Here is a 12,916-nt window from a genome sequence, read left to right on the forward strand (position 1 = left end):
CGGGCTTGGAAAAGCACTAGTGAGCGTGCGGCGCGGGCCCGTTCTGGTGGGCCGTGGCGTACTGCCCCACGGCCCTCTCGTAGGACGCCAGGTGCGCCTCGGCCGAGACCGTCCAACTGAACTGCTGCGAACGGACGCAGGCCGCGTCGCCGAGCCGCCGCCGCGCCGCCGGATCGTCGATCAGCGCGGACAGGGCCGCCGCGATGTGCTCGGGCTCGGGCTCGGTGTAGGCGACGGCGTCGCCGCCGACCTCGGGCAGCGGGCCCCGCCGGGTCGTCAGGACGGGTGCCCCGCAGGCCATCGCCTCCAGCACCGGCAGCCCGAAGCCCTCCCCGCGGCTCGGCAGCGCCACCACCAGCGCCCCGCCGAACAGGCCGGGCAGCGACTCCCACGACAGGTAGCCGGGCCGCACCACCCTGAGCTGCACCGGCACGGACGCCAGCGCCGCGTCGACGTCGTCGTCCCAGCCGCCGGCGCCGGCCAGCACCAGCGCGGGCGGATCGGCTCGCTCGGCGCACGCCCGCACCCAGCCGCGGATCAGCGCGGGCACGTTCTTGCGCGGCTCCAGCGCCCCCAGGTAGGCCAGGTACGGGCGGCCGTGCAGGCCGAGCCGGTCGGAGACCCGCTTGATCTCGGGCTCGTCCGGACGGTGGAACGCCTGGTGGTCGACGCCGTGGTAGGCGACGTCGATGTGCTCGGGATCGGCGCCGAGCAGCCGGACCAGCTCGTCGCGGGTGGCCCGGGACGGCGCGATCAGGCGGGTGGCGCGGCGCGCGGCGGTGCGCGTCGCCGACTTGACGTAGGTGGTGCGGACCGGGTCGTACAGCTCGGGCTCGGTGAACAGCGTCACGTCGTGGATCGTCACCACCGTCGGCAGCCCCGGCGCGACCGGGATCGTGTACGTCGGCAGATGGATCACGTCGGCGCCGACCTGCTCGGCGACGTACGGGAGCCCGGACTGCTCCCAGGACAACCGGGCGGCGCGGTGCGCGAGCGCCGCCGGGCCGGCGACGATCCGCGCCCCCGGCGCGAGCGTCCCGTACCGCTCCTCGTCGGCGCGCTGGCAGACCACCGCCAGATCGGCGCCGAGCCCGTGCAGGGCCGACAGCAGGCCGTCGACGTACCGTCCCAGCCCGCCCCGGTCGGCGGGCACGGCGGTGGCGTCGAGCAGAATTCGAGGCGCCACGGATCCCCCTTAATCCCGGCTCAGCCGAAGCCGAAGTGGCGTAGATCACTCTTTATTCTCCGAGACTACGCCGCTCGGGCCCCGCGCGAGCATCAGGTCCGCCCGCCCGCGCGTTTCAGCCTGCCCACCGGGGGATTTCAGGTCGCCCGCCCGCGCGTTTCACGGCCGATCGGGAGACCGGCGGCGCGGGCGGATCCCGCGCGTGTCAGGCGCGCCCGCGCGTCAGGCGCGCTTGCGCGCGTGGATCAGGACGATGCTGCCGCGCTCGTTGGGGGCGCTGCGGTCGGCCAGGGCGACCAGGGGCGTTAGCGGGGCCGCCGCGTTGAAGCCGACCTTGCCCCCGTACGCCGAGAGCGACAGGTAGAGCCGCTCGGTCGTGGCGGTCCTGAACTGGTACGAGTGCCGGACCAGGTCGAGGCCGCGCTCGTCCATCAGCGTGCGCAGCGTCTCGTGCGTGTAGGTGTGCTGCACGTGGTACTTGGCCTTGTGCGCGTCACGCAGGCCCGGCCAGGCGTCGGCGCGGCTCAGCACGTCGGCGGACATGAAGATCTCGCCGCCCGGCTTGAGCACCCGCGCCATCTCGTCGAGCGAGGTGCCGCCGTCGTCGAAGTGCTCGATCGCGCAGACCGACAGGATCGCGTCGAACGAGCCGTCGCCGAACGGCAGCCGCAGCGCGTCGCACTCGACCAGCGCGGGCGCGTGCGCGAGCGTCCGGCCGTAGACCATCTTCTTGCGGGCCAGGTCGATCGAGACCGCGTCGGCGCCGCGGCGGTGGGCCCGCCCGGCCCAGTAGCCGTCGCCGCCCGCGACGTCGAGGACCCGCTTGCCGCGCAGGTTCCGGCCCATCCAGTCGAGCAGCGTCCCCGCCTCGCGGTACCGGCACACGTGCACCTGGTGCCCCATGAAGGCGACCACATCCGAGAGTTTCATCGCCGCCAACTCTAGAGGCGCCGGGTGGGTGCGGGCTCGCAAAGCGCGAGGGGGCCCGGCGTTCACCTAGTCTGGGCGGGTGAAATCCAAGGCCGTCGCGCTGCGGGCCGTGCGCATACTGCTGATCCTGCTCGCACTGGCCTTCTGCGCCTACAGCCTGGTGTCCTCGTGGGACGACGCCGTCCAGGCGTTCCAGCAGATGTCGTGGTTCACGCTGGTGGGCGCGTTCGCCGCCGGGTGCGCCGGGCTGTTCGCCTGGATGCTGGGCTGGCGGACCTTCCTGGCCGGGCTCGGCTCGCCGCTGCCACTGAAGGCCGCGTTCCGGATCCAGTACATCTCGCAGCTCGGCAAGTACGTGCCCGGCAAGGTGTGGGCGCTGGTGACCCAGGTCGAGCTGTCCAGCGAGTACAAGGTGTCGCGGGCGCGCAGCATCAGCGCCACGCTGCTCGCGGTGGCGACCTCGACCGCGTGCGGCCTGGCCGTCGCGGCGGTGACGCTGCCGCTGACCTCGGCGGCGGCCCGGGACCGCTACTGGTGGCTGTTCCCGCTGGCGCCGGTGCTGCTCGCGATGCTGCACCCGAAGATCGTGACGTGGTGCCTCGACACCGCGCTGAGGCTCGTCCGGCGGCCCCCGCTGGAGCACCGGGTGAGCCTGGGCGCGACGCTGGTGGCGGTCGGCTGGACGGTGCTCGGCTGGGCGCTGTTCGGCGTGCACCTCTGGCTGCTGTGCGGGGCGGCGGGCGGCAGCGGGGCCGGGCTCCCCTTCCTGGCCACCGGCGCGTACGCACTGGCGTTCGTGGCGGGCTTCCTGGCCTTCATCGCCCCGGGCGGGATCGGCGCGCGCGAGGCGGCGCTGGTGCTGGTGCTGTCCCCGGTGCTCCCGGCGGGCGCCCCCGCCGTGGTCGCGATCGCGTCCCGGGTGGCGCTGACCGTGGCCGACCTCGTGGGCGCGGGCATCGCGTTCCTGCTCGGCCGGACGGGCGGCGGCGGCCCCGGCGGACAAGATCTGCCCGGCGGAGATGTCGCGGGATCGGTTGCGGAGCGCGCCGTCGACCCGCTGCCATGAGGAGCGGATCGAGCCGCCGAGGACGACCCGGATCGAGCGAGTGCCGGGTTCGGCGGAGTCGATGTTCGAGCGGCGGTTCACCGAGAGGACCGTGGCGCGCTTGTCCGTCACCTCGATCGGCAACGCATGTGCCGCCGGATCCTTGAGCGCACCGGCCTGGACCGGCGCATCCACATCACCGCGACCATCGACGTCGCCATCACCCATCTCAGCCGCTGAAACCGTGCGCTGTACCGCCGCACGGTTTCGGGCCGCCGCGTCCCTGGCGCGGTCCGGGCGCAGGCAGCAGAGAACCACCTGAGGCGATCTCCGAAAAACTGCGTTGGTCGAAGTAGATATTCGCGGGAGTGTGGGGTAGTGTTCCTGTCATCGACGAAGAACAAGTCCATCAGACGCGGCAGAGGACGAACTGCCCGGTGAAGTGGATGGCGCAGGCCGGGCGTGCCGGGGTCAACGCAAGGCAAGGGACTCTGGCAGCCGGTCGGGCGCCCGGCGGTCAACGGGCCGCCGACAGCACCAAAGCAAGTGCAGGTGAAGGAAAGAACGCAGGTAGGGAAGACAAGGAAGGGGGTTCTCGGCGCCATCGGGATCGCCCGTCGCAGGCTCCAGTCACGCCGCGCGGGTACCGCAGCTCCACAGATTGGACGGTGGTCTACGGTCACGCATTCGCGATCCCCGCGCCCCCGCCCCAGGCGGTCGGCGCGGAAGACAACCGGCTCCAGCGCCGGATAGATGGTGTTGTACCTCGTGGCCCCGGCGCCCTTCTTGGCGCCGGGGCCTCATCACCGTTTCCCCCTGCCAGAACGTGCCCGGCATGTACGCACACGGCAGTACGGAAGGTTCCGTGACAGCACCCCGGCCGGCCAGGACCGGCACCGATCCGCAGCACCCTGACCCCCAGCACCCTGACCCGCGCCTCGCGCAGCCGGTCTCGGGGCACGACCAGCCCGAGGACACGCTGAACGACAAGCTCGACGACGAGGACTACCCGGCCTACAGCATGGGGCGCGCCGCCGAGATCCTCGGGGTCACCCCAGGGTTCCTGCGCGGCCTGGACGCCGCCAAGCTGTTCGTCCCGCAACGCTCGGCCGGCGGGCACCGCCGCTACTCCCGCTACCAGCTGCGCCTGGCCCAACGAGCCCGCGACATGATCGACCAGGGCACCGCCATGGAAGCGGCCTGCCGCATCATCATCCTCCAAGACCAGCTCGCCGAAGCCGACCGCATCAACACCCAACTCCAACACCGCCTCGACCGGGACCCCGAACAGGACTGATCCGCCATGGCCGGGGGTTCCGTTTGGCGATCCCTCATCGAGACAGCTCGTGGCGTGAACATCGGGACGGCCGACCTGCGGGAACGTCGTCTCCCGGATCCGGCGGACTACTACTGGCCCGGCCGCTCATCCGGCCGAGGCGGCAAGATCCGCTGCCGGCAGTGCAGGGCGCCACTGCGGATGTCCGACGGTGAACAGGTCCGGCGCGTGCTGCTCAAGATCGTCGCACCCCGGCTGTGACGGCGGGGCCGGAATCCGTGCCCGCGAGCAGGGTCTCCAGGTAGGCCGTCCAGACCGGGCCGTGGTCGACGCGGTCGACCGCGGCCCTCAGCCGTTCGGGCTCGCCCGGGGCGTAGAAGCGCGTCAGGGCCCCGGTGAGCGAGGCGACGTCGTCCGGCTCGCAGATCAGGCCGTCGACGCCGTCGCGGACCTGGCCGGCGAACCCGCCGACGCTGGTCGCGATGACGGGGACGCCGTGCTCGTAGGCCATCCAGACGTTCTGCGAGGCGGTGGCGGCGCGGTAGGGCAGGACGAGCGCGTCGGCGGCGGCGAACAGCTCCGGCACCTCGGCGGCGGGCACGTAGCCGGGCCGCAGCTCCACCCGTCCGGCGAGGCCGAGCTCGCCGATCAGCGCGCGGGTCTCGTCGAGCCCGCCCCAGAACTCGCCCGCGACGGTCAGCGAGACGTCCTCGGGGCCCGCCGCGAGAGCGCGCAGCAGCACGTCGAGGCCCTTGTACGGGCGGACCATCCCGAAGAACAGCAGCCGCCGCGCCGTCCCGCCGTCCCGCGCGGGACCAGGCGCGGGCGCGGACGCGGGCGCGGCGAGGCCGTCGGACCCGGCGGACGGGGCGGGACTCGGCAGGTGGGCGGGCATCTCGGCGACGCGCACCGGACGCGCCGTCAGCCCGCGGGCCAGGCCCGCCTGCTCGTCGGAGTGCACGAGGATGCCGTTCACCCGTCCGAGCAGGGCCTTCATCAGCGGCCTGTCGTAGGGCTTGCGCTCGTGCGGCAGCACGTTGTGGCAGAGCGCGACCACCGGGGCGCGGCGGCCGAGCCCGGCGAGGATGCCGAGGTAGGACGGGACCTGCACGGGGCTGAGGACGGCCAGCACGACCAGGTCGTAGGAGCCCAGCCCGCGGCCGGTGCGCCACCAGCCGTCGGGGCGGCGCCAGTCGAGCCGGTGCCGGGTGCCCGCGAACGGCTCGCCCTCCGGATCGGAGATCGTCTGCTGCCCGGGGTAGAGGAACCCGGGGTACTGCGCGCGCCACGACTCGATGACGACGGTGTGCCCGGCGGCGCCCAGCCGGTGCGCCAGCTCGGTGGTGTGGTGCGCGCCGCCCCCCTTGTAGGGGAACGCGGGACCGACGACGGCGATCCTCATGTGTCACCCCGCGAGCGGACGATCAGGTCGGCGAGCAGCGCCAGCGAGGCGATGATCAGCCCGGTGATGAAGAGCATCACGGTGTTGTTGGCGAAGTACCCGAAGCGCACGACCATGTCGAACACGCCCTTGACCAGGGCGATTCCGAGCAGCCACAGCGCCAGCGGCATCAGCACCTTGAGCGGGTTGAAGTACATCACCATCCGCAGCACCTGGAGGATGTACCGGTAGGCGTCCTTGGTGAAGTGGAACTTGGACGTGCCGGCCCGCTTGGCGTACTCGATCGGCTCGTACCGCACCGGGTGCTGGTTCGACAGGAACGCGATCGTGATCGTGGTGACGCAGGAGAACCCGGGCGGCAGCAGCCGCAGGTAGGGCAGCGACACCTCGCGGCGGAACGCGCGCAGCCCGGAGTTCAGGTCGGGGATCTTGGAGTTGGTGAGCCGCTCGGCCACCTTGCGGATGAACCACTTGGCCGGGACGCGCAGCGCCTTGTGCGTGCCCTCCTCGGACGTGCGGGCGCCGACCACCTGGTCGATCGACGGATCGGTGTCGAGGATCTCGACCAGCTCGGGGATCCGCTCGTTCGGATAGGACATGTCGGCGTCCGTCCACACCACGATCTCGCCGCGGGCCTGCTGGGAGCCGATCCGCCGGACGGTGCCCGAGCCGCTGTTGTGCTGGAAGGCCATGATCCGCATCTGCGGGAAGCGCGGTTCGGCCTCGCGCAACCGGGCCAGCGTGGCGTCGCTCGAGGAGTCGTCGACGGCGAGCAGCTCGTAGGTCTTGCCGCTGTTGTCCATCGCCTTGCAGATGCGCTCGACCTCGTCGATGACGTGGTCCTGCTCGTTGTAGCAGGGCAGGACGATCGTCACGTGCACGCGTTCGGTAGTGGCCTCGGTACTCACGCAGCGCGAGAATACCCGCCCTGGAGACCCGGGGCGTCCCGTCCGGCCCTCCGGGTGCGCCTTTCGCGGCGCCGCGGGCCGGGCCGGGCGCGGGTCAGGAGCCAGGTCAGGACGCGGGTCAGGGGGCGGTGGGCCGGGAGATCCAGACGTTGACGCTCAGCCCCCAGCTCCCGCCGGGCGGCACGGTCAGCGTGCGGCCGTCCTGCCGGGTCTTCAGCCGTATCACCTGGGCGGCCGGGCCGTACGGGGCCACCTGCCCCGGCTCCGCGCCCATGATCACCGGCTCCCGGCCGGCCTCCTGGATCTTCCCGATCACCCGCAGCACGTCGGCCGGCTGGGCGGTCGCCGCCGTCCGGGCCGCGGGCAGCCCGCACATGCCGCGGATCACCTGGAGGAACCGGTCGGCGGTGGCGCGCTCGACCACCACGACCGACCCCCGGTCGCCCAGCCGCGCGCACATGCCGTCGACCGCCGCGACCTCGCCCTGGTCGACCTTGGAGACCAGGAACCCGCCGGACGTCAGCAGGACGGGCGCCACGAGCAGCACCACCGCGACGCCCACGGCCCAGCGGGTGGGGCGCGGCCCGTACCCGAGGCGGCGGACGCGGCGGAGCACCCAGGCCGTCCCCCACACGGTGAACAGCAGCAGCCCGGGGATGACGAGCCCGATCAGCCGCCGCGACGCCCACGGGTGGTCGGGGGTGATGCCCGGCCGCAGCAGCACCTGCGCCGTCGTCCAGACGACCACGGCGTACGGGAGCAGCCACTCGGGCGACCGGCCGCGCAGCAGCCGCCGCACGAGCAGCGCCGCGCCGAACGTGGCCAGCAGCAGCGCGGGCAGGCCGATGTACCAGATCACCCAGTAGAGGGACAGCTCCGTGTACTGCCGGGTGCCGTCGACCGGCAGGTGGCCGATCCGCTGCACCAGCTCGATGAAGTGCGCGTTGAGCAGGTCGTCGGGGTTGTCGGGGACCCGCCGCACGGTCTGCACCAGCGGCCGGACCGCGAAGCCCGCCATCACCAGCACGGTGAGGACGGCGGCGGCGCCCGGGAGCCGTCCCCTGGAGATCGCGGCACCCGCCCGCCGCAGCCGGGACCCGGTCGCGTCCCACTTCAGCAGCACGACCATGAGCACGGTGGCGGCGGCCAGCGCCGCCGTGATGAGCAGCAGCGGATCGAACGAGGCGTGCAGGTACCTCAGGTACGGCCGGGACAGCGTGAACCCCTCGGTGAGGCCCGCGCCCGCGCCGATCACGAGCCCGGCGGCCAGCGGGTACCCGGTCCGGCGCCCGCGTGCGACGAGCAGCCCGGCGAACACCAGGACCGGCAGGATGTCGCGCAGCCCGTCGACGCGGACCAGCACGATGAGCCCGAGCGCCAGGCCCGCCAGGAACGCCTTGGCCCGCGCCGAAGGGACCCGTCCGGACGCGCCGCCGGGCTCCCCGACGTCGTACAGCAAAGCCAGGCCGCCGAGCAGCAGCACCAGCGCGGGCAGCTCGCTGAACGTCGAGCGCGACGCCCACAGCATCGGCAGCGTCAGCGCCAGCAGCAGCGCCCCGCCGGGCGCCCAGCGCGGCCCGACCAGCCGCGCGACCAGGCCCCCGAACGCCAGCACGGCGCACGCGCCCAGCAGCGGGGCCATCCACAGCACGCCGTGGGTGCCGCCGATCCAGCCGCCGAGCGCGAGCACCATCGGCAGCCCCGCCATGAACTGCGGGACGATCGCGCCGCCGTCCTGGTAGAAGGCCGGGCTGGCGTACTCCAGGACGCCGTCGCCGCCGCCGAACGCCTCGCGCATCTGCGGGATCGGCAGCGAGCCGTGCTCGGCCAGCCAGATCGCGAACTGCGCGTACGAGGCGGGGTCGCGGCGCACGATGATCTGCTCGGAGCACATGACCACCTGGACCACCAGGAACCCGCCGGCGACCGCCAGCGTCCCGCCGGTGGACCACCACGACACGGCGCCGAGCCCGCCGCCGCTCTTCCCGCGGTCCCCGTCGCCGGGCCGATCGCCGGTCCCGGCGCCGCGCGGGGTGCCGCCGGCGCGCGGACGGGTGCGCAGGCCCTGCCACAGGGCCAGGGCCGCCACCGGCACGAACAGCGCGATCGTGGGGGCGGGGCGGAAGACCCCGGCCAGCAGCAGCGGCAGCGAGACCACCAGCCACGCCACGATCAGCAGCGCCGGGGCGACCGTGATCCGGGCGAGCAGCCGGCCCGCGCTCACCGCCTCGCCCCCGGGTCGTCCCTCACTCCGCTCATTCATCGATGCGGAGCGTAGCGGGGATGACGAGGCGGTGGCCTCCGGCCGGCCGGGCGGGCTCTACGCTCACCTCATGACCAAGCCCGATGGACCCGCCGGAACCGGCGGCCGTCCCGCGGCGGACCCCGCCGGCCTGCTGCGCGACCGGCTGGCGGCCGACCCGTCCCGCCCGCTGGTGACCTTCTACGACGACGCGTCCGGCGAACGGGTCGAGCTGTCGGCCAAGACCTTCGACAACTGGGTGGCCAAGACCGCCAACCTGCTGGTGGACGGTCTGGCCGCGGAGCCGGGCGGCCGGGCGGTGCTGGTGCTGCCGCCGCACTGGCAGAGCGCGGTGTGGCTGATGGCGTGCTGGGCGGCCGGTCTCGTGGCCGAGCCGGTCGATCCGGACGCGGTGCGGCCCGGATCCCGGACCGTTCCGGCCGGCCCCCTGGGGGCCTCCGCGCCGTACATCCTGGCGGCCTCGGAAGAGGTGCTGGGAGAGGTGGCCGGCGACCGGGACGCTGAGGAGGTCGTCGGGCTGTCGCTGCACGCGCTCGGCGGGCCGCTGCGCGAGGTCCCCGCCGGCGTCGTCGACTACGCGGTCGAAGTGCGCGCGTACGGCGACCGGTTCGCCGCGGACCCGTCCGTCACGCCTGACGCGCCCGCCCTTACTGTGACAAAGGTCACATCGAGTGCGGCGGAGCTGGTGGCCGCAGCCCGCCGGAGAGCGGAGAAATGGGAGCTTGACGCGCACGACCGAGTGCTGGTTGACATGTCGTACGCCACACTCGACGGGGTTCTGGCGGGCCTGCTCGCACCACTAGCCTCGGGTGCTTCGGTCATAATCCAACGAAACTTTGACAAAGCGTCCCTAGATCGACGAGTGACCCTGGAGCATGTGACCGCGGTCGCGGGACTCCCCGGATGGAATGACGCATCCGGGTCCGTACGCCGCCTCGCCTGACCTAATCTCTCTTTGCTCTCGCCTTGACGCCCCGCCCCCTGGAAGTGGGCCAGCCCCCGGACACGGAGCCGATGAACAGCAACCCGATGTACATGGAGTACGTCGACGACGCCGATCCGCAGCCGGCGCCGCGTCGGCGCGGCTGGCGCATCCTCGGCTGGGTCTGCGTCGGGGTGTCCGCCGTCATGGTCGCCGGCTCGCTCACGATGTACGGCGTATACCGGAGCGCCCTCGGCAACATCAACCACGAGGACACCAACGGCCTGGTCGGTCCCAACCGGCCCAAGAAGCTGAACAGCGCGATGAACATCCTGCTCCTCGGGTCCGACACCCGCGCGGGCGACAACGCCAAGTACGGCAAGTCCATGAAGAACGAACTGCCGCGCTCGGACACCATGATCCTGCTGCACCTGTCGCCGGGCGGGGGCCAGGCGATGGGCATCAGCTTCCCGCGCGACCTGATGGTCTCGATGCCGTCCTGCAAGACCTCGCACGGGACGACCACGGCGGCGCAGTCGCGCGCCCAGATCAACTCGGCGTTCACGCTCGGCGGCGCGTCCTGCGTGGTCAAGACCATCGAGCATGTCACCGACATCAAGATCGACCACTTCATGCAGGTCGACTTCAACGGGTTCAAGGCCATCACGAACGCCGTCGGCGGTGTGCCGGTGTGCCTGCCCAAGGACGTCAACGACCACAAGGCCAAGCTCAAGCTGAGCAGGGGCACGCACGAGATCAAGGGCGAGACGGCCCTGGCCTACGTCCGCAGCCGGTACGCACTCGGCAACGGCTCCGACACCGACCGGATCAAGCGCCAGCAGAAGTTCATGGGCGCGCTGGCCAACAAGGCGATGAGCGCGGGCGTGCTCACCAACCCCGGCAAGCTGCTGGCGCTGATGGGCGCCACCACCAAGTCGCTCACCACCGACGAGGAGCTGACGCCGCCGGTGATGATGAAGATCGCGCAGGGCATGCAGGGGATGACCTCGGGCAAGCTGCGCTTCGTCACGGTGCCGTCCGGCGCCGACCCGCTCGACGTCAACCGGGTGGCGCTCAGCCCGGCCGCCCAGCCGTTCTTCAGCGCGGTCCGCAACGACAAGACCGTCCCGACCGAGCCCAAGGCGGGCGCCTCGAAGATCCCGCCGAGCCAGGTCCGGGTCCGGGTGTTCAACGCCAGCGGGATCGGCGGCCAGGCCGCCCGGGTCGCCGAGGACCTTCAGTCGCAGGGCTTCCACGTCGAGGTCGGCGGCAACGCCCCCACCTCCAAGGTCACTCGGGTGATGTACGGGGCGGGCGCCGACGAGCACTCCCAGACCCTCAACCGGCTCATCCCGAACGCGCCCCAGCCGACCGCGCGCACCGGCGGCAAGCCCGGCGTGGTCGACCTGATCGTGGGCTCCAACGGGATTAACCTCAAGAGTGCCAAGGCGGGGATCCCGACCCAGCAGGGCGAGATCCGGGCCGACGACGACATCTGTAAGGGGACCTGACCCGCGGCAGCCATGACGTACTCCAGCAGGCCCCCAGCGGCTCCCCAGCCCAGGCGACCGTGGTCGCCGGACCCCGGACAGGACCAGGATCCGGCCTCCGGGCCGCCGCCTGCTGGAACGCCCGCACCCGGAACGCCCGCCCTCGGCACGTCCCCCTTCGGGACGCCCGCCCTCGGCACACCGGCCCTAGGAACACCGGACCTCCACATACCGGCCCCCCACGCCCCGGCGCCGCGGGCGCCGGAGCCCCCCGGGGCGCCGCCCGTCGGCCCGCCGGGCGCGGGAGCCCCGGCCCCCGGCCCGCCGGTCGCCGGGACGCCGCCGAAGCCCCGCAAGGAACGCGACCCGTTCTTCGACAACGCCAAGTTCCTGGCGATCCTGCTGGTGGTGATGGGCCACTCGCTGGCCAACCTGCTGAACGTGCCGCTGGCCAGGGGCCTGTACCTGTTCATCTACATGTTCCACATGCCGCTGTTCATCGTGGTCACCGGCTACTTCTCGCGGAACTGGACGTTCTCCGGCGGCAAGGCCCGCAAGCTGATCACCAACGTCGGCGTGCCGTACGTGGTCTTCGAGATCGCCTACTCGCTGTACGACTGGCTGGCCGGCCGCAACGAGCTGGAGATCAGCCTCCTCAACCCCTACTTCCTCACCTGGTTCCTGTGCGCGCTGTTCATGTGGCGGCTGTCCACCCCGGTCTGGCAGCAGATCCGCTGGCCGCTCGCGGTCTCGCTGGTGTTCTCGCTGCTGTCGTACATGAGCGATCTCGGTGGCACCTTCGACGTCCACCGGGTGATCGGGCTGCTGCCGTTCTACGTGCTCGGCCTGATGCTCAAGCCCGACCACTTCGAGCTGCTGAAGAAGCCGGTGGCGCGGGCGCTCGGCGCGCTGGTGCTGCTCGGCGGGTTCGGCGCCGCCTGGGTGGCCAAGGACCGCATGTCGCGCGACTGGATCTACTGGAAGAGCCCGCACGAGGACCTCGGCGTCGGCAACGTCGTCGGGACCGGGATGCGGCTGGCGATGTTCGCGTGCGCGGTCGTGCTGGTCGCGGCGTTCCTGACCCAGGTGCCGAGGCGGCGCACCTGGTTCACCGGGCTCGGCGCGACCACGCTGTACGCCTACCTGCTGCACGGGTTCGTCACCCGGCTGCTCCAGTTCACCGGCTGGTGGGGCTCGGCGTGGATGCACACCGTGCCGGGCGTCCTCATCGTCATGGTGGGCGCGATCGTGGTGGGCACGCTGCTGTGCTCCAAGCCGGTGGTCACGGTGATGGGGTGGGCGCTCGAACCCAAGATGACCTTCGCGTTCACCGGGCTGCGCCGTCCTCAGCGCAACGTGACGGCCAAGCGGCCACCCAAGACGCGTCCCCGCCCGCCCCGCGACGGCGGCGGCGGAGAGGGAGACGGTGCGGAACAGGCGCCCCCCGTGGGGGCGCACAGAGCGTGACCGATCGGCCGGCCGGGTCCCGGACCG

General features: G+C 72.4%; 10 protein-coding genes. 5 read left to right on the forward strand and 5 right to left on the reverse strand.

The window, feature by feature from the left end:
• Positions 1 to 16 precede the first annotated feature (16 nt).
• Together OHA34_RS18495 and OHA34_RS18500 are read right to left on the reverse strand one after the other, a co-directional pair.
• The gene (locus OHA34_RS18495) at positions 17 to 1,186 is read right to left on the reverse strand and encodes a glycosyltransferase family 4 protein (protein WP_285942470.1); all 1,170 of its coding nucleotides are present in this window, start codon (positions 1,184 to 1,186) and stop codon (positions 17 to 19) included.
• A 222-nt stretch (positions 1,187 to 1,408) separates the two neighbouring features.
• Positions 1,409 to 2,116 (reverse strand): class I SAM-dependent methyltransferase, encoded by a 708-nt coding sequence (locus tag OHA34_RS18500; RefSeq protein ID WP_285942472.1) that lies wholly within the window; start codon positions 2,114 to 2,116, stop codon positions 1,409 to 1,411.
• A 79-nt stretch (positions 2,117 to 2,195) separates the two neighbouring features.
• On the opposite strand from OHA34_RS18500, the gene OHA34_RS18505 reads away from it, so the two are divergent.
• Both OHA34_RS18505 and OHA34_RS18510 read left to right on the forward strand, forming a co-directional pair.
• Complete coding sequence (locus tag OHA34_RS18505; protein ID WP_285942473.1) at positions 2,196 to 3,182, forward strand: lysylphosphatidylglycerol synthase domain-containing protein; 987 nt, start codon at positions 2,196 to 2,198, stop codon at positions 3,180 to 3,182.
• A 1,000-nt stretch (positions 3,183 to 4,182) separates the two neighbouring features.
• Positions 4,183 to 4,458 (forward strand): MerR family transcriptional regulator, encoded by a 276-nt coding sequence (locus OHA34_RS18510; RefSeq protein WP_285942810.1) that lies wholly within the window; start codon positions 4,183 to 4,185, stop codon positions 4,456 to 4,458.
• A 214-nt stretch (positions 4,459 to 4,672) separates the two neighbouring features.
• On the opposite strand, the gene OHA34_RS18515 is transcribed toward OHA34_RS18510, so the two are convergent.
• From OHA34_RS18515 to OHA34_RS18525, 3 genes are all read right to left on the reverse strand, one after another.
• A complete protein-coding gene (locus tag OHA34_RS18515) occupies positions 4,673 to 5,839 on the reverse strand; it encodes a glycosyltransferase family 4 protein (RefSeq protein WP_329522321.1) in 1,167 nt (388 codons plus the stop codon).
• The gene (locus OHA34_RS18520; protein ID WP_329522322.1) at positions 5,836 to 6,747 is read right to left on the reverse strand and encodes a glycosyltransferase family 2 protein; all 912 of its coding nucleotides are present in this window, start codon (positions 6,745 to 6,747) and stop codon (positions 5,836 to 5,838) included. The genes OHA34_RS18515 and OHA34_RS18520 overlap by 4 nt, the downstream gene beginning before the upstream one ends.
• Positions 6,748 to 6,865: 118 nt before the next feature.
• Complete coding sequence (locus OHA34_RS18525) at positions 6,866 to 9,010, reverse strand: hypothetical protein (RefSeq protein WP_329522323.1); 2,145 nt, start codon at positions 9,008 to 9,010, stop codon at positions 6,866 to 6,868.
• 70 nt (positions 9,011 to 9,080) lie between these two features.
• On the opposite strand from OHA34_RS18525, the gene OHA34_RS18530 reads away from it, so the two are divergent.
• The 3 genes from OHA34_RS18530 (at position 9,081) to OHA34_RS18540 (ending at position 12,889) form a co-directional block, all read left to right on the forward strand.
• Complete coding sequence (locus OHA34_RS18530) at positions 9,081 to 9,953, forward strand: TIGR03089 family protein (protein ID WP_329522324.1); 873 nt, start codon at positions 9,081 to 9,083, stop codon at positions 9,951 to 9,953.
• A gap of 71 nt (positions 9,954 to 10,024) precedes the next feature.
• Positions 10,025 to 11,443, forward strand: a complete 1,419-nt coding sequence (locus OHA34_RS18535; protein ID WP_329522325.1) for an LCP family protein — start codon at positions 10,025 to 10,027, stop codon at positions 11,441 to 11,443.
• A gap of 12 nt (positions 11,444 to 11,455) precedes the next feature.
• On the forward strand, positions 11,456 to 12,889 hold the full coding sequence (locus tag OHA34_RS18540) for an acyltransferase family protein (protein ID WP_285942482.1): 1,434 nt from the start codon (positions 11,456 to 11,458) through the stop codon (positions 12,887 to 12,889).
• The last annotated feature ends 27 nt before the right edge of the window (positions 12,890 to 12,916 follow it).

Source organism: Spirillospora sp. NBC_01491, from assembly GCF_036227065.1.
GTDB lineage: Bacteria > Actinomycetota > Actinomycetes > Streptosporangiales > Streptosporangiaceae > Spirillospora > Spirillospora xylanilytica.